The 17,114-nt window shown below is 52.5% G+C and carries 13 protein-coding genes; 4 read left to right on the top strand and 9 right to left on the bottom strand.

Features of this window, described 5'->3' with window-relative positions; genetic code table 11:
- Positions 1–14: 14 nt before the first annotated feature.
- The 4 genes from flgL (at position 15) to G340_RS0108660 (ending at position 3,799) form a co-directional block, all read left to right on the top strand.
- Positions 15–1,421 carry a flagellar hook-associated protein FlgL gene (flgL, locus tag G340_RS0108675; protein WP_020073259.1) on the top strand — a complete coding sequence of 469 codons (1,407 nt, stop codon included), beginning with the start codon at positions 15–17 and terminating at the stop codon, positions 1,419–1,421.
- Positions 1,422–1,436: 15 nt separating this feature from the next.
- The gene (fliW, locus tag G340_RS0108670) at positions 1,437–1,844 is read left to right on the top strand and encodes a flagellar assembly protein FliW (protein WP_020073258.1); all 408 of its coding nucleotides are present in this window, start codon (positions 1,437–1,439) and stop codon (positions 1,842–1,844) included.
- Between the two features lie 25 nt (positions 1,845–1,869).
- The gene (locus G340_RS0108665) at positions 1,870–2,097 is read left to right on the top strand and encodes a carbon storage regulator (protein WP_242824593.1); all 228 of its coding nucleotides are present in this window, start codon (positions 1,870–1,872) and stop codon (positions 2,095–2,097) included.
- A 226-nt stretch (positions 2,098–2,323) separates the two neighbouring features.
- Complete coding sequence (locus G340_RS0108660; RefSeq protein ID WP_020073257.1) at positions 2,324–3,799, top strand: flagellin N-terminal helical domain-containing protein; 1,476 nt, start codon at positions 2,324–2,326, stop codon at positions 3,797–3,799.
- Positions 3,800–3,945: 146 nt separating this feature from the next.
- Here G340_RS0108660 and G340_RS0108655 read toward each other — a convergent pair whose 3' ends face one another.
- The 9 genes from G340_RS0108655 to G340_RS17505 form a co-directional block, all read right to left on the bottom strand.
- Complete coding sequence (locus G340_RS0108655) at positions 3,946–4,878, bottom strand: GGDEF domain-containing protein (RefSeq protein WP_020073256.1); 933 nt, start codon at positions 4,876–4,878, stop codon at positions 3,946–3,948.
- Positions 4,879–5,696: 818 nt separating this feature from the next.
- Positions 5,697–7,352: a recombinase family protein gene (locus G340_RS0108645; RefSeq protein WP_020073255.1), complete on the bottom strand. Its 1,656-nt coding sequence runs from the start codon at positions 7,350–7,352 to the stop codon at positions 5,697–5,699.
- Between the two features lie 487 nt (positions 7,353–7,839).
- Entirely contained in the window at positions 7,840–9,021 is a 1,182-nt protein-coding gene (gene nagA, locus G340_RS0108640) for an N-acetylglucosamine-6-phosphate deacetylase (RefSeq protein WP_020073254.1), read from the bottom strand.
- A 23-nt stretch (positions 9,022–9,044) separates the two neighbouring features.
- The gene (locus G340_RS0108635; protein WP_020073253.1) at positions 9,045–9,806 is read right to left on the bottom strand and encodes a sugar isomerase domain-containing protein; all 762 of its coding nucleotides are present in this window, start codon (positions 9,804–9,806) and stop codon (positions 9,045–9,047) included.
- A gap of 12 nt (positions 9,807–9,818) precedes the next feature.
- Complete coding sequence (locus tag G340_RS0108630; protein WP_020073252.1) at positions 9,819–11,072, bottom strand: hypothetical protein; 1,254 nt, start codon at positions 11,070–11,072, stop codon at positions 9,819–9,821.
- Positions 11,073–11,153: 81 nt separating this feature from the next.
- Entirely contained in the window at positions 11,154–12,392 is a 1,239-nt protein-coding gene (locus G340_RS0108625) for an AGE family epimerase/isomerase (RefSeq protein WP_020073251.1), read from the bottom strand.
- Positions 12,389–13,906 (bottom strand): sodium:solute symporter family protein, encoded by a 1,518-nt coding sequence (locus G340_RS0108620; RefSeq protein ID WP_020073250.1) that lies wholly within the window; start codon positions 13,904–13,906, stop codon positions 12,389–12,391. The genes G340_RS0108625 and G340_RS0108620 overlap by 4 nt, the downstream gene beginning before the upstream one ends.
- Positions 13,907–13,927: 21 nt before the next feature.
- A complete protein-coding gene (locus tag G340_RS0108615; protein ID WP_020073249.1) occupies positions 13,928–14,719 on the bottom strand; it encodes a hypothetical protein in 792 nt (263 codons plus the stop codon).
- 51 nt (positions 14,720–14,770) lie between these two features.
- Complete coding sequence (locus G340_RS17505) at positions 14,771–16,603, bottom strand: substrate-binding domain-containing protein (RefSeq protein WP_020073248.1); 1,833 nt, start codon at positions 16,601–16,603, stop codon at positions 14,771–14,773.
- Positions 16,604–17,114 lie beyond the last annotated feature (511 nt).

The following is a 17,114-nucleotide window of genomic DNA, read 5'->3' as shown; positions in this document are numbered from 1 at the left end:
GGAGGTAATGCATTATGAGAATCACAATGGGCATGATTGCCGGTCAATATTCCAAAAATCTGAATACTTCGCTGGGGAACTTTAACGCGGCGTCCAGAAAAGCGACCAACTATCGCAGCTTTGAAAAGACGTCTGAAAATCCGTTTGCCGCGACAAAGCTGTATCGTTTTCGGCGGGAAATGGCTGAAAACGAAACCTACCAGGATTCTCTGGGCGATGTGGACAGCCAGCTGATGACGGCCCAGAGTGCGATGCAGTCTATTTACAGCATTGTCAGCAGCGCGGAAAGCGGCGACGTCATTCAGGCCATTACCGGCACGATGTCGGAAAGCGACCGCGAGATTATCGCGGATAAGATGCACCAGATGCAGCAGGCGTTCCTCTCCCCCCTGAATACAAAGTTTGCGGAGAAGTATCTGTTCGGCGGCACGGAAATGACCGAAGCGCCCTTTTCCGTCAATGAAAGCGGGGAGCTGTTATACCGCGGAATTAACGTGAACACCGGAAAGGTGGAGAACGGGCCCGCGGCCAGTTTTAACGGAACGCTGATCGAGTTGAATCTGGGCGAAGAAGGGTTGAAAGACAAGGACGGCAATATCGTTATGACAACCGACGTGCCTCCCAAGCCAGTTACTACATTGGATGGCTATGTGCTGAAGGTAATGGATGCCGGAGAAAACCAAACCACCAATGTTTCAATTGCAGATAATTATATTACGATCAAGGCGGATCTTTCCAAATATAAGACAAACCAGGATTTGCTTAACGAGATTCGTGGATATAAGGATATCGACTTCTCGAATATTCGCATTACAGGCGATATGAACCGCGCCGTTTCTGTTGTCAAGACGCCCGGCCCCCCAGTTGAATATCAGGAAGTTGTCTCTGAAAAATTTACCAGCTCGATTGGTCAGGAGGGACTTTCCGCCCTTGCGAACGAAGAAGTGCTGGTCAATCTGGGGCTGGGTCTGAAAACCACCGCCGGGGCAAACAGCACCGCAATCAACTCGCAGAGCGCGTTCAATTCCGCAATCCCCGGCATTGCGTTTCTGGGCTACGGGCAGGACGACTCGGGCGTTTCGGGCAACCTTTTCACTTTGATGGGACAGATCGCAGACCAATTGAAGAGCAGCGATTTCTCCATGGAGAAGATTCAGCCGTATCTGGACAAGTTCGGTAAGCAGAGCGACGCTCTGCTGGGCGAGATTACGAAATCCGGTTCAAAATCGAACTTTTTGAGCACGATGAAAGGCAATTTGGAATCGATGGGCGATTCTCTGCTGGAGCGCGCGGAAGACATTGAATATGTAGACCCCGGAGATGCCATCATGGATTTTTACATGCAGCAGTACGCTTATAACGCGGCTCTCTCAATGGGTACCAAGATACTCAGCAAATCGTTTATCGACTTTATGACCTGACAGGAGTAAGTGGATATGGATACGAGCCAGGATTCCCGCAACATCATCACTTTCCCCGAGGGCCTTTTGGGCTTTGAGGAGATTCACGAATATCTTTTGTTTCATGAGGACGAAGAGAACTTTCTGTGGAGCCTGACGGCTGCCAACGACAGCCAGATTCCGTCTTTTATTGTCATGGATCCCTTTACGATCCGTGAGGATTATCATCCGAGCCTCTCTGAGAGGGACTTGGAGCTGCTGGGCAACCCTCAACCGGAGGATCTCTGCTTTTTGGTCATCGCCGTGATCCGTTCTCCCCTTTCCGATTCCGTGGTGAATCTGAAAGCCCCGATTGTGATTAACATTTACAATCAGCATGCAAAGCAGGTGATTCTGGAGGATGCGGAATATCCTCTGCGCTACCGGCTTTTTGACGGCCGTTGATGAGAAGGAGGGAACCGCTTTGCTGGTGATTAGCAGAAAAGTATCGGAATCCATCCTGATCGGCGACAATATTGAAATCCGCATTTCCGAAATCAGCGGCGACCGGGTCAAGCTGGCGATCAGCGCGCCGAAAGAGGTTCGCATTACGCGAAAAGAGCTGCTGGAAACCGCTTCTATCAATCGCGAGGCGGGCGAAAAGCTGCAGGCGCAAACTTTAGCCGAGTTGAAAGATTTATTAAAACAAAAAGAATGAAAATTTTCTCATCTTGGTACTAAACTTTTCCAAATCCGCACCGAAATATAGATTAGAACCGAAAACAAAAACGGTTCTCACATTCACTTGGTATCTCTTCCCGCAGGGCAGGGCCCGCTCTGGTGGGAGTGGTGCATAAATCAAAAGGCAAGGGCACGGACGCCCTTTCCCTATACCGCAGGGATTTCCCCGCGGAATAAAAACAAAATTTCAGGAGGAAAAAATTATGCGTATTCAGCACAACATTTCCGCGATTAACGCGAACAGACAGCTGGGCATCAACAACAACAGCGTTGCGAAGAACCTTGAAAAGCTTTCTTCGGGCTATAAGATCAACCGTGCGGGCGATGACGCTGCCGGTCTTGCGATTTCTGAGAAGATGCGTTCCCAGATCCGCGGCCTGGATCAGGCAACCAACAACGCCAACGACGGTATCTCTCTGGTACAGACCGCTGAGGGCGCTCTGAACGAGACTCACAGCATTCTGCAGAGAATGAAGGAGCTGGCTACTCAGTCCTCCAACGGCACCTACCAGAACGATGTTGACCGTGAGAACATCCAGAAGGAAGTTGACGCTCTGAAGAGCGAAATCGACAGAATCTCCACTTCTACCAACTTCAACAAGATCAACCTGTTGGATGGTAGCCTGAAGACTTATGCAAAATCCACTACCTCTGATGCTACTGCTTTCGCAGTTACTGAAGCAACTGCTACTGCAAGTACAGCTAAAATGGGAACTTGGACTGCTGCTGCGGACGCTGCGACTGAGCGGAGCGTTACGATTAAGTATTTTTCCGGCTCTGAAATGAAGGAAGCTACCATTAAGTATGTTGGCTCCGATGATGGTACTACTGGTGCTACCAATACTGAAGCTGCTTTTAAGACTGCTTTCGACAACAGTGAGTTGGCTTCTTTGTTCTCTTATGATTCTTCTTCAGACACCTTTACTTCCAAAGAAAAAGGCGCAAACGCTCCGCAGATCCTTTCCTTCACTACTGCTGCAGGTTCCGGTGCAAGTGCAACAGGCGCTACTTATGCTGCTGGCACAGCTGGTCAGGAATCGATCGCTATCACCAATGCTAATGTTAGTGCAGGCGATACCCTCGTCATTGGTGGTAAGACCTATGAGTTCCAGACCGCCGCTGATGTTAACAAAGTAGCTTCTGGAAATACTGCTGTTATAATTGGTACAGCCGCAACTGACACCGCAGACAATTTGGTAGCTGCTTTAAAAGGTAATGGTGTTTCTACCGCTACAAATACTACTGGTACAGTAACAATTGATGCTTCTGAGATTGGCAATAAGGGTTTGAAATTGCAGATCGGTGCTGGAGCTACTGCTGATCAGCAGGTTTCTTTGAGCATTGCCGACATGAGTTCTAAGGGCTTGGGAATCAGCAACGTTAGTGTTGCTTCTCAGGACAGCGCTCTGGAAGCAATTTCCACGATTGAAGAAGCAATCAACACTGTTTCCGGCACTCGTGCTGACCTGGGTGCTCTGCAGAACCGCCTTGAGCACACCGTGAACAATCTGGGTGTGACCAGCGAGAACCTGACCAGCGCCGAGAGCCGCATTCGCGACGTCGACATGGCGAAGGAAATGATGGAGATGACCAAGAACAATGTTCTGACTCAGGCTGCGCAGTCCATGCTGGCTCAGGCCAACACTCAGCCCCAGAGCATCTTGAAGCTCCTCCAGTAATCCACTTACTTTTGAACTTGATTTAGCTTACCCGGAAACGGGATAGGGAAGGCAGACAGCTTCGGCTGCCTGCCTTCCCTATTTTATATTTATCTTTTGCAGGCAATAAAAGAAGCGCATCGGAGGCCATCCTCCTATGCGCTTCTTTATTCACACTGCGCTTGATTTCGCCCGTTTTGCTTGGCCAGATACAGCTTTTTATCCGCCCGTTCCACCAGCGCGGCCGGGCTCTGCTCCGGCTGCGGCAGCATAGACGCCGAACCCAGGCTGATGCTGTGAGCACAGGAGCTTTGAGCCTTCACGGCTGAACGCAGCATTTGGTTTACGCTCGCCACCAGACTCTGCGAAAGAACTCTTGCCTTTTCTGCGGGCAAGCCGGGGAGCAATATGGCAAATTCGTCACCACCGTACCGGTAAAAAAAATCCGTTACAGATTTCAGCTTTTCTTTCAGGGTTTGCGCCACTATTTGCAGCATAAAATCCCCATGCCGGTGCCCGTATGTATCGTTGCACTCTTTGAATCTGTCGACATCCAGCATGATCATGCTCAGCCAGCCGCGCTCGCGCGCCGCACGGTTCCATTCATACCGCAGCTGAATATCAAACGCGCGCCGGTTGGCAATCCCGGTCAGGCCGTCCATCAGGCTAAGGTGTTTGATCGTCTCAATCTGCTTAATAATATGAATTTGTGTATTCACGCGGGCCAGAACAATCGCGTTCTTAAACGGACGCTTGATATAATCCACCGCTCCAAGCAGAAACCCCTTTTCCTCGTCCTCGTCACTGTCAAGGCCCGTGATAATAATGACCGGAATACTGCGGGTATTTTCGGATTGTTTCAGCGTAACAAGAACGTCAAATCCATTCGCATCCGGCAGGATGATATCGAGCAGAATCAGATGCGGCTCAAATGTCTGCACCTTTCGCAGCGCATCTTCCGCTGTGGCAGATGTCGCAATCGTATAACCGTCCTCCAGAATCTTCCGCAGTACCATCTGATTGAACAGACTGTCTTCAACGATCAGTATTTTATATTTTGTTTTCTCAGCACCCTCATCAAACACGTTCTTTTCCTCCAAGCTCTTCCATTCTTATGTAGATCCATTTCTTTGGCTGCCGGAGCAATTCTTGCGATTCCTTCATTATTGTATCAGAAATGATTCTCCTTCACAAGGAATGTTTCGCAATTATTTGTAAATTTTGACATAAATATTTTTAGTTATAAGTTACTTTCAACCAACTGCCCCGAACTTTTTTCTTTAAGCGATGCTTGACCAAAAATTTTTAATGTATTGTGCCCTCTGTGCCAAGCTCTCATATGATAGTGTATGCCCTACTGTTTTGATCAAAACCCTGGGTAATTTTAGAATAAATGAGGTAACAGAATGGCATATTTTGAACCGGAGATGAATATATACCGAAGTTGTAATCCTTGCCAGCCAAGGGATGTAGTATGCTGCTGTGGCACCGCCGGGCCCACGGGGCCCACGGGCCCGACAGGCGCAACGGGAGCAACGGGAGCCACCGGGGCACAGGGTCCCACCGGGCCGACAGGCGCAACAGGAGCCACCGGGGCACAGGGTCCCACCGGGCCGACAGGCGCAACAGGAGCCACCGGCGCACAGGGCCCCACCGGGCCGACTGGCGCAACGGGAGCCACCGGGGCACAGGGCCCCACCGGGCCAACTGGCGCAACGGGAGCCACCGGGGCACAGGGCCCCACTGGGCCGACTGGCGCAACGGGAGCCACCGGGGCACAGGGCCCCACTGGGCCGACAGGCCCCACGGGTACCGATGGTGCGATAGGGCCTACTGGCCCCACCGGTGCATTTGAATTAGGGCCAAAAATTAGAGAAGAGTTGGAAATCCGGTCAATTTTTATTCTTCTCAATAAATTCTACAGCACGCTTATATATGGATCGGCACATTTAAACTGGATCGTGATTTCCCCATTTTTATGAATGAAAATGGTTCCTACCAGTTCTATGAGAAGTCCGCGACTCAATTCCTCAATATTGTTATATTGGATAAGGTGTTGAAGTAAGGGAGAATCCGGACCAACGTTCCCCAAAAGTGTTTCCTGCTCCTTGCGCAAAGAACAGATCGACTTCCCCAGCTGTTCTATCTGCTCTTCGTACTTCGCTTTCATTCTGGTGTAATCTTCCTTGCTGATATCGCCGTTCTGCCAGCTTTCATACAGGGAATCCTTCCAACGCGTCGCCTTTTCCAGCTCGCGTTCCCGGTTTTTCAAATTCTCGGCAAGCCGTTTCGATTGAACCTGAGCAGCCGGTGAATCATGAATTTTCTGAATGATTTCCGCGATGGAATCGACCAGCTGAATTTGAATCCGAATCGTTTCAAGAACCCCCTTGATTAAATCCTCTTCCCGAATGGTATGCTTTGAGCAGGCCGAAAGGTCTTTGTAGGTTCGGCAAACGTAGTATACATATTTGCCGTACTTTTTTCGGTGCATCGCTTTGTGGCAGTCGGCGCAGCGCAAAAGGCCCGAGAACAGATACAACTCCTGTTTTTGCGGAGCTGTTCTCGTATCACGTCCATGCAGACTTTGGGCCTTGTCGAAAAGTTCCCGGCTGATGATCGGCTCGTGTGTGTTTTCAACGAGGAACCAGTCGCTTTCCGGAACGGCAACACGATGATGCACCTTGTAGCTTTTTACCCTCTGCCGCCCCTGCACCATGTGGCCCAAATAGGTGGGATTTTTCAGTATTCTTGTAACCGTTGCGGCACTCCACAACGTGCAGTCAAAATGAGTATTGGGGTTTTCATATTTTAATCCGTTTTCCCTTTTATAAGAGGCGGGATTGAGCGTTCCCTGGCTGGAAAGTCTTTTCGCAATTGCCATTTTGCTCATTCCCTCCACGACAAACCAGCGATAAATTTCCCGCACCACCGCCGCAGCCTCTTCATCCACCATCAGTCTGTTCTTATCCTCGGGGTCTTTCCGGTAGCCGTAAGGGGCAAACGCCCCGATAAACTCCCCCTGACTTCGCTTATAGTTAAATACCTGGCGCACTTTGATAGAGGTCTCTCTGCAATGATTGTCGTTTACAACGCCCTGCATCGGGACGGCGATGCTCTGCATCGTTTCCGGATACAGATAGCTGTCGAGAAATGGGAGCTGCAATGAAATAAAGCGGACATCGTGCAGCGGGAAAAAATATTCCAGATAATAGCCCTGATCCGCATAGTTGCGGAACGGGCGCGAAAGATCCTTTACGATGATGCAGTTTATCCTTTTTCTTTCAATATCCCGCAGCATCCGCTGAAACTCTTCACGGGAGTCGTCGGTTCCCGTCAGCCCGTCGTCGGTATAAAAGTCGACAACGGCGTATTCCTCTTTTTCTTCCGCTTTCAGTTGCTCTATGTATTTTAATATCAAAGCCTTTTGATTGATCACACTGTAGCTCACATCACTTCCGTCCTCTTTGGAAAGCCGGATATAAACGGCGATTTTCCACGCGCTGCGCTGCATCTCTTTCGCCGTGCCTGTCAAGGCGTGATCTCTGCGCCCCATTTTCTCTCCCTTCTTCATAACCGCTCTCTATTTAAGGAATGGTTTGGATTCTCCCCATCCCACACACATTCATTATGTATTGCACAGCGGCAGAACATATGACACCGTGACAAGCCGTGATCGGCACCGGCCAAGCCAAAAGAATTGGCGTCTTTGCGACGCGCTGTTTCCAGGTACGGAAACAGTAAATGACAAAGAAGCGTTGTTCAAGCGCTTTTTCAGCTGTGGAAGCGGGAGGAGCATGCTTACGGAGCTTCTGAAAACCGAACCACTGCCAGCAGCTGATAGGTTCGGCTGACAGCTGAAAGCCGCCTGAAGCATGGGCAACAATGCCGTTTCACAGGTTCAACGCGAAACCATAAACAGCTTCTGCTTAAAGCTTCCTGCGGAGTGGGTTTTCCGAAAGGTTTCTTCCAAGGGTGAGAGGGTTCATTCATGTTTGTGAGAATAAAAATCCACCGGCCGCAACCGGTGGATTTTTATTCTGCGGCATCTCAGTACCTGTTCATTTTTCTTTGAGGATGCGTCCGCGCACCAGAACCGTTTCGACGTTGATATTTTCGTCAAAGAGCAGCAGGTCTGCATCCTTGCCTTCGCTGATCGATCCCTTGCGGTCGTCGATGCGCAGCAGGCGCGCGGGCGTAAGCGTCATCATCTTAACCGCCTCATGCAGGGGCGCCGTCGTCATTTGCAGCATAGTGCGCACCAGACGATCGGTTGTAGCGACGCTCCCCGCAAACGCGGAGCGATCGGGCAGCTTGGCGACGCCGTCTTCCACAATGGTTTCCATGCCGGTTTCCCGGTTACCGAGGATATAGCTGCCGTCAGGCATTCCGGCGGCTCGCATCGAATCGGTGACAAGGCAGATGCGCTCGGGGCCCTTGATCTTGTAGATCAGCTGGAGAAGCTCGGCGGGAAGATGCTTGCCGTCGGCGATGACCTCCACAAACAGATCATCCAGCAGGTAGCCCGCTTCGATCGCGCCAGCGACGCGGTACGCATTGATGCGGCGCACACCGGACATGGCGGAGTAAAAATGAGTGAGCGCCGAGATACCGTTTTCATAGGCGCGGAATACCTGCGGGCAGGTGGCATCCGAATGCGCCAGCGAGCTAATGATACCATGCTCCCGCAGCGTACGCAGAAACAGGTCTGCCCCGTCCAGCTCCACGGCAAACGACCAGCGAATGATGCGGTCGGTACGGCGCAGCACCTCATTGTATTCTTCTGGGTCAGGGCTGCGCAGATATTTCGGGTCCTGCGCACCGCGCTGTTCATAGGCAAAATAAGGGCCTTCCAGATGCAGGCCAAGGATGTTGGGGATGTCTTCGCGGTCCAGCTGTACCTGATTGAACAGGTCGACAAACGAGAGCAGGGAATCCTTTGTGCTGGTAATGGTGGTAGGTGCGATGGAGGTGGTGCCGTGCTCCATATGCTTGCGGCACGCCTGATAGATCGCATCCAGCGTTCCGTCCATGAAATCGGCACCGCCCGCGCCGTGGGTATGAATATCGATAAAGCCTGGGGAAAGATAGCGCCCGCCCGCGTCGATGATGCGGTCTGCGGGGGCGTCGATGCCGCGGTCAAAGCGTACCTGCGAGATGACACCGTCTTCCACCATAAGCTCGCCGGGGGTAACGCCGGTGGGAGTTACGATCCGGGCGTTGCGAAACAGGATTGAAGCCATTGAGATCCCTTCCTTTAAATACATTACAGGCAGCGGATTTTGTCGCGGAAGCCCTGCATAAAGCGATTGTTCCATTCGTCCCCGCCGGGAGCGTTGCCGCTCATCCAGACCGGCGGCTTGATGCCTTCGTTGTTCAGGATGTTGATCGTCTCGATCACCATGCTGTTGAGTACATAGGCGTTGGCAAACGTGCTCAGTGCACCGATCTTCTGCTCAAAACCCGGAAGCTCGATGACCGCGTCGCCCAGCCTAACTTTGCAGTCCACCGTGTAATCAGCGACCTCGTGTAGATTTTTCTTGGACGGATGCCGCGCGGGATGATCCTTGGGGCAGTTTTCAGCATGTTCGTGGGAGCTGACACCGATGACGACCGCCCCGTTTTCCTTTGCCTGAAGAGCGGCGTCGATCGTCGCGGAATTGATGCCGTAAGCGTTGACGACGATCAGTAGATCGCCCTCACCGATGCGATAGTCATTGACGATAATGCGGCCAAATCCGGGCAGGCGCTCGGTCTGCATCGATTTAAGCGCGCCGCAGGAGAGCATGGTGTCCTGATTGAGCATCGCGCTTACATGCATCAGCCCGCCCGCGCGGAAAAAAATTTCCATGGCGGCGAGGTTGGAATGGCCGCCCGGCCCGAAAATGTAGATCAGGCGGTCCTTTTTGATCTGCTCTGCCATCACATGCGCCGCGGCGAGGATATGCTCCTTTTCATGGTCGTGTATGTCCTGAATGATTCCGAATACTTCTTTTAAGTAAAGGTCCATGACAGTGCCTTCTTGCATGAGAATGCCTCCTTATTCTGATTGCGCAGCCGATGCGACGGCCGCATGGATGATGGCTTCGATTTTCGGTGAATAGGTTCCCGCCAGCGCAAAATAAAGCGCGGATTCAACCGGCTCATAGCCGCCCTGTTCGATCTGCTGCGCGGTGCTCAGGTACCCGATCATCCCATTGGTATACGCGACGCACACGGCATAAGGGTCTACCTCGCGCGCGTAAGCGGCATAATACTGAGAGACCTCTGCGCTGAAGGTGTAAAAGCGCAGGCGATCGCCGTATTCGATTCTGGAAAGCTCCAGCTGCTCGCTGGGACGATTGTTCTTCATTAAAACCGTCTGCGCCCATTCCAGCTGCACACCCTGCGCGGTTTTGGCGCGCTCCTCCAGCTCCCGCGCGGGCAGCACCCCCTCCAAGGGCAGCTGCAGCAGTTGCTTTTGAACGTTGAACCGTGGTATAATCATCTCAGCTTTCAGGCTGAGCAGGTCCCGGCAGGCATTCGCAAAATCTTCGGCGAATACAAGCACTTTGTCGTAGCCTGCGGATACGAAACGCTGGCCCAGAACACTGTTGGGGCGCAGATCGGCAGTACAGCCCTGCAAAAAGATGGACATGCTGCCGGAAAACGCGTCGTCGAGCATACGCAGCGCGGCGCCTGGATAATCGGGCTGCACGGCGTTTTCATTGGAAATGTTCGCGTGGCACGGATAATGGATCATGGCGCCCTTCAGGCTGCCGTCCGCTCGGCGCAGCGCCAGAATCGTCAGCGTGTGGTCGGCGGGAACCTGATAGTTGGGCTTCATTTGGATTGCGCCGTTTTCCAGAACACGGCGGAACACATTGAACGCAGCGCTGCCGTTGTGCCGGTATGCCTGCACGGGTTCCATGTCTTTCTGTGCGAGCGCGACCGCCTCAAGCACACGTTCTTGCAGGAACTGTGCATAGGCGGGGGAGTAAGTTTCCAAAGACGGTGCGAACAGGTCGCAGGTGGGCGGGCCGGAGTGGTTATGCGATGCGACAAAGAAAATTTGTTCCTGCGCGATTTCGTAGGTGGACGAGATTTTTTCGCGTGTCTGCGCGACAAAATCCGAACCCCACCACAAAAGATCGCCGTAAATGAACAGAAGCTGTTCCTGCCCGCAGCGGTGAAGCTGAACGCGAACGAAAATGTCTTCTTTTACCTGTTCAAACAAGGTTGTACGCGTCGCATATCCGCACAGACGCACAGGCATCGGCGGCGTAATGGTCAGTTTTGCAGTTCCAAGCTGCATATAGGGTCCCTCCCATTGTTTGGCTGAAAGAAACGGCGATGTGGGCCACCCCGTGTTGCAGCACGGGGTGGCCGTGCAAGATCACCGGTACAGTTCAACGATCTTAATGAAGTTGCGAAGAATGTGGAACGGATCCTTGACCGGAAGCGCCACCAGTTTTTGCTCGGGAGTGCCGTCGCGTTTGCGAATTTGAATCCACTCCCCCAGCTCCTTGTTTGGAAAAGTGGAGAATACATACGCGCTGGCTTTTTCATACCGCTCCAGCAGGTCCTGCTCGCCGGAAAGCGAATACAAGTAGAGAAATACATACAAGACTTCGGAATGCGGCCACCAGAGCTTCATGTCCCATGTGTCCTGAATCAGGCGTTCAAAATCGCTGTTGCCCGATACACCCTTGGGTGCTCCTCCGGTACGGTCGACAAACCGCAGCAAACCACCATATTCGGGATCCCAGCCGATGTCGAAGGCACCTCGCGCCAGCTCCAGAATGCGGGGCAGATACGCCGGAAGATCGCCGTAATCCTTCAGAAATTCTGCGCAGAACCACATGTCCTCCAGCGTATGCCCGGGGTTGACATGGCGGTCGAGCAGGCGGGCTTCGTAGTTTTCGTCGGTAGAGACATGCTCTCGGATGTAGCCGCCGCGGTACAGGTCTTCGAGAATGCTGCGCACCTTTTCCAGTCCATAGGCAATCTGCTGCTCACAGGGCAGGGCAAAGCGTTCGCGCATTTTGATGTATTCGTAAGTGGTATTGACCATGATCATCGGGATGGAATGCACACGGTATCCCTCGGGGATCGGGTACGGCTCGGTCAGAAACTCCCCGCTTTCGATCCGCGCGACAATGCTTTCATACAGTGCTTCTACTGCCGTCAGGTTTTCTTTCTGCCTGGCGGCTTTTGTATATTGCGCCATTCCGATCAGCGCAAAGCAATCCGCAAAGATGCTTGCGTCGTACCGTCCGGTTCGTTTGTCCTCAAGCTTATTCCCGTCGCGGTCCAGCAGATAGCAGCAGATGTTGTCGCCATAAATGGAATGCTGGGTCAGAAAGTCGTAGGTGCCCTGCATCTGCCGCAGCAGGCCCTCCTCGTCCAGCTTCGGCAGAACGCCCTGCTGTTTGAGCTCGTACAGGCGCCCAAGTATCCACAGGTACCGCCCCTCGGACCACGTGAATTTATTGTCGCTGAGTTTTCGATCCCCCTCATTGTTGATGCAGTTGAGGATGCCGCCCTTTTCTTCATCGTAAAAGCGATTCCAGTAGGGGACAAAATCATCCTGAATCAGATCAACATACTGGGTAAAAAGCTGTTTCTGATTCATTTTGTACTCTCCAATTTCACCATCAAATCTTCAATCTGCGGGTCGATCTCGATCTTCTTCACATACTGGTTATACAGTCCGACGCCCAGGAAGATGATGAATGAGGTCAGCAGCGGAGCAATCAGCGCCACATCGGTAGACAGCTGCACGCCCATCTTGGTGACGACGAACACACCCAGACCGCCGATCATAGAGGCGATGGCCGCCTTGCTGTCGCAGTATTTAAACTGCGGGAGCAGACCGAACAGCAGCGGGATGGCGGTGGGCCCGAGCAGCGCCGCAAACCAGGTGAGGATGATGCCGGTTACGCCGCCGAGCTGATCGCGAAGCAGACCGATAACGACTGTGCCGGCGGTGAAAGCAATCGTTGTTGCACGGGCAAGCTTCAGGGATTCGCTGTCCCCCAGCTTACTCAGCGAGGGCTTAATTTTGGTCAGGATATCGCGTGTGATGACCGCGGAAATGGTGTTCATATCCGAGTTGCACATAGACATGGTCTGTGCGAACATTGCAGCAAGCACAAGGCCGACAAGACCAACCGGGAGGAATCTGCCCGCAAGGCTCGCGTACAGGGATGCTTCCGCCTCGACCTGTGTCCAGCCGGGGAACAGGATCGGGCCGCACCACATCGGGAAGAACAGGATCAGCGGCCAGATCAGGTAGAGCGCGGAGGACAGGAAAGCCGCCTTTTTCGCCTGATGGTCATCCTCGGTGGAGATAAAACGTGCCGCAAGGTTCCATGTGCCGCCGTTATAGCTAAAGTATACGACGAAGAAATACAGAAGCGTCCAGGACAGGGAGCCCTGCCCACGGCCTTCGTTAAAGACCGTGACACTGCTTGCCGGCAGAGCGGAGAACACGGAAGTCAGAGTCAGGCCATATTCGCCAAGGTGATTCAGCACAGAGAAGAACAGCAGCAGCCCGGCCAGAAGGTTGACGCCAAACTGCACAAAGTCTGTGAGCAGGTCTGCAATCAGGCCGCCGATGGATACATAGATCATGGAGGCAAGGCTGCCGATGATGATGCCCAGCCAAATCGGGAGACCGGTAAAGCCGTGCAGCAGGATGCCGAGGGACGCCCATTTCGCACCCACGTCCAGCAGCTTTACGATCACGCCAGAGGTCGCAACGATCAGCTGTGCGGCGGTGTTATAGCGCATTTTCAGGTACTCTGTCGGCGACTGGATCCCCAGTGCGCGGCGCAGGCGGGGCCATCTGGGTGCGAGTGTAACTGCGCCGAGCGCGGTTGCCAGTGCGATGTTGACCGCCCACCAAAAATAGATCGATGTGCCGTGCGCATACGCGATACCGGCGTATCCAACGAATACAACGCCGGAATATCCGGATACGTGATGGGAAACGCCCGACAGCCACCATGGGATTTTTCCGCCTCCCACGTAAAAATCCTCCGAGCTTTTGATCGAACGCTTAGACCAGATGCCAATGCCGATGATGACCAGGAAGAAGAGCGCCAGAGTGATATAATCCCAACGCTCCATGTGCCCTACATTCATTCAGTACAATCCCCTCTCATATTAAGTTTTGTGATTTTCCAGCTGTTTGAGCCGCGTGTTTATGTAATGCTGGTTCAGTGCGCCGGCCTTGGACTTTTCATACCCCCTCTCCAATTCGCCCACACTGATGATATATCGCTTAACGTCCTCAACAGCAAAAACGGACGTTAAAAACAAATCCAATTCCGCATCCATCGCGGAGATACGCCTGTTCCAGAAAAACAGGTGCAAACCCAGCAAGATGGTACACAGGAACGGCATTGCAAACTGTACCCAAAAGGCGCCCAAACGCTCGGTGAGCGGAATATCAAACGCAAAAACAGTCAAGACGGCAATCGCGAAGGCAAACAACGGCAGCACCAGCCGCAAAATAGTAACAGCCTGATAATTTCTGCGGTAACGCTCCACCTCGCGCATCACGGCAATCTGCATAAACCTCTCGCCCTTTTCTTCCAGCAGACGGGGATTGATGACGACCTTGGGGCGGCCGCCCTCGAAGGAAAACGGCGAAAGGAACTCGACGATGCGCAGAACAAAATCATACCGGCACATGGATCTGCTTGTATAGAGATCGATTCCCGGGTCCCCGGGCAAATCAAGCTCCAGCGGTTCGAGCTCGCCATACTGTGCAAAGGGATGTGGAATAAACCGAATTTTGCCGATCAGTGCCCTGAGCAGCAGCACCGTGACGACAAGGGTGGCAGCGCTGCCCCAGATTGAGGGCCAGACCGCCTTAACTCCCAAAACGGCGATACTGACTAGAGGAATGCCGATGCCCGCCAAATACCATACGTTGGAGCTTCTCCACTTCATGTTGTTCTCCCTCTTTCCTGCTGTGTGCCTTTGTTTGGTATACGCTTCGCGTCAAAGCTTAACGGCGCAGTCGCGGTCAATGTACATGCGGCAGCCTTTTTTGGTTCTGAGGATGCTGGCAGGGCAGGCTTCGCTGATTTCCCCGGTAAGCGCGGCGGCAGTCGCGCCGGCTTTACGCTCACCCGGCACAATGCAGAACAGGTAGGGCGCACTGATCAACATGGGAACAGTCAGGGTGAGCGCTTCTTTGGGCACCAGATCAAGAGAAGCGAAGCACTCGTCGTGAACCTGCTGCATACGGCAGGCAATATCCAGCTGAACCACCTTGATTTTTTTCGTATCGTGAAAATCCGCGACAGCGGGGTCGTTAAACGCGATATGGCCGTTTTCTCCGATGCCGAGGAACACCACGTCGGGAGGATTTTTTTCCAGAAGCTCGCCGTAGCGCGCGCATTCCTGCTGGGGATCCGCCGCGCCGTTGATCAGGTGAACGGAGCCGAACGGAACGCGGTCAAAAATCGACCGGCTGAGAAAACCGTTGAACGACTGCGGGCTGCCGAGAGGAAGACCGACATATTCGTCCATATGAAACGCGTTGATGCGCTCCCAAGGAAGCTTCTGTTGTACGAACGCGTCAAGGAACTCATTCTGGGAAGGGGCAGCGGCAAAAATGCAGTTGACGGCAGCTTTGTGCTCCAGAATGTCGCGGATGGTATCCGCAGCGTCCTGAGCCGCGGCTCTGCCCATTTCCTCTCTGCTTTCAAAAATCTGAAGCTCTACTTCTTCATACCTGGTATGCATGATCTGATCTCCTTTTATCGCATTTTTGTTTTTTCTGACCGACTGGCGAAGCACCAGTTCGGGCTGAATCATGATTTGCGTCGAATTTAGTTTCGGATTTGCAATGTGCGCGAACAGCATATCTGCCGCTGCACGGCCGGTTTCGAGCGCCGGCTGGTGAATCGTGGTCAGCGGCGGGCTGATCATGGCCGACATGGGGATGTTGTCGAACCCGATGACCGATAGATCGCGGGGCACCTTGACGCCGTGCTGGGAAAGCAAATCGATGATACCGATGGCGGTGATATCGTTGATCGCCATCACGGCGTCCGGCAGACAGGAGCATCCCAGCAGCATTTGTGCCAAGGCCTTGCCGTTATCGAAATCGACATCGCTCTCCGTATTCTGCTTTGCGGGGCGGATGAGCACCATTTCCTTTTTGATTTCGATGCCGGCCTCAGAAAGGGCGCGGCAGTAACCGTCGAAAATCTGCTTGCGGCTGCTGCGGGTGAGCGGATGACTCATAAACGCAATGTTTCGGTGCCCGCATTGGATCAGGTACTGGGCGGCCATGTACCCACCCTTAAAAAAATCGAAGGAAACGCTGTTCCCTATAAAGCCCTCATGGCTTTGGTCAAACAAAATCAAAGGCGGCGCGCCGGGGCCGACGAGCTTTTTCAGCGAATCGTCACTGTCGTTGATGGAGGACAGCAAAATACCCGCCACCTGCTGACGCAGCAGAATATCGATCTGCCGATCCTCCAGCTGCGGGCTGTCGTAGGAGCAGCAGACAATTGGCGCGAATCCGTGAATCACGCACTGCTTTGCAACCGCAGAGACCAGCTGCGCGTAGAACGGGTTGATCAGGTCGGGAACAATGATGCCTATCTCGCGGCTGGAAACCCCTTTGAGCATCTGACTGAAAATATTCGGCTGATAATTGAGTTGTCTGGCAGCGCTGCGCACCCGTTCGCGCAGCTCTTCCGTAACAGGATAGTCCGCATCGTTCAGCACTCTGGAAACCGTCGCAGGGGAAGCCTGCGCCAGCCGTGCAATGTCTAATATGGTCGGTCGGCGTGCGTTTTGATTGGATGATTTTTTCATTAGAGAACTCCTTTCGGGAAAGCCCGGAAAAGATAGAAAACGTTTTCTATCTGTATAAAAAATAAATCAGAGCGCTTGGCTCCATCCACTGACAGTCATTAGAACTAAAAGAAAACGTTTTCTATTTGTACAAAACAAAATTTGTTTTTAGTATAATATCATAAGATAATACAATTTTCAATGAAAAATATAGATATATTTTTATCTATATTTTATGCATTTATACAAAGTATATCTTTCTTACCTGGCGGCTTATTGTTTTTTATTGAACATAAACCAATTTATAAATTCCAGGGACTTTCCCATACAAACGGAATTTGCTGCCTGCCGCGTTCCATGCGACTGCAAAATTTTTTCAAACGTACCGCCGCCTGCCGTTTATGAAGTTTTTTTAATTTGACCTATTTGTAATGCAGCCACCGGCCCCACTGGCCCCACGGGAACAATTGCGCCCGGAACCACACTCTTTAACGTAATTGGTACTGCAGGAACGGCTACGGTAGGATTTGGC

The sequence above is a fragment of the Faecalispora sporosphaeroides DSM 1294 genome (genome assembly GCA_000383295.1).
Classification (GTDB): domain Bacteria; phylum Bacillota; class Clostridia; order Oscillospirales; family Acutalibacteraceae; genus Faecalispora; species Faecalispora sporosphaeroides.
The sequence above is the reverse complement of the archived record's forward strand: the minus strand, read 5'-3'. Positions and strand labels throughout refer to the sequence as shown.

Excerpts from the sequence above, each read along its gene's own strand:
- G340_RS0108625 (WP_020073251.1), bottom strand. The coding sequence starts at position 12,392 with ATGAATCAGAAACAGCTTTTTACCCAGTATGTTGATCTGATTCAGGAT.
- G340_RS0108645 (WP_020073255.1), bottom strand. The coding sequence starts at position 7,352 with ATGAAGAAGGGAGAGAAAATGGGGCGCAGAGATCACGCCTTGACAGGC.
- G340_RS0108620 (WP_020073250.1), bottom strand. The coding sequence starts at position 13,906 with ATGAATGTAGGGCACATGGAGCGTTGGGATTATATCACTCTGGCGCTC.
- fliW (WP_020073258.1), top strand. The coding sequence starts at position 1,437 with ATGGATACGAGCCAGGATTCCCGCAACATCATCACTTTCCCCGAGGGC.
- G340_RS0108630 (WP_020073252.1), bottom strand. The coding sequence starts at position 11,072 with ATGCAGCTTGGAACTGCAAAACTGACCATTACGCCGCCGATGCCTGTG.
- G340_RS0108660 (WP_020073257.1), top strand. The coding sequence starts at position 2,324 with ATGCGTATTCAGCACAACATTTCCGCGATTAACGCGAACAGACAGCTG.
- flgL (WP_020073259.1), top strand. The coding sequence starts at position 15 with ATGAGAATCACAATGGGCATGATTGCCGGTCAATATTCCAAAAATCTG.
- G340_RS0108635 (WP_020073253.1), bottom strand. The coding sequence starts at position 9,806 with ATGCAAGAAGGCACTGTCATGGACCTTTACTTAAAAGAAGTATTCGGA.
- G340_RS17505 (WP_020073248.1), bottom strand. The coding sequence starts at position 16,603 with ATGAAAAAATCATCCAATCAAAACGCACGCCGACCGACCATATTAGAC.
- nagA (WP_020073254.1), bottom strand. The coding sequence starts at position 9,021 with ATGGCTTCAATCCTGTTTCGCAACGCCCGGATCGTAACTCCCACCGGC.
- G340_RS0108615 (WP_020073249.1), bottom strand. The coding sequence starts at position 14,719 with ATGAAGTGGAGAAGCTCCAACGTATGGTATTTGGCGGGCATCGGCATT.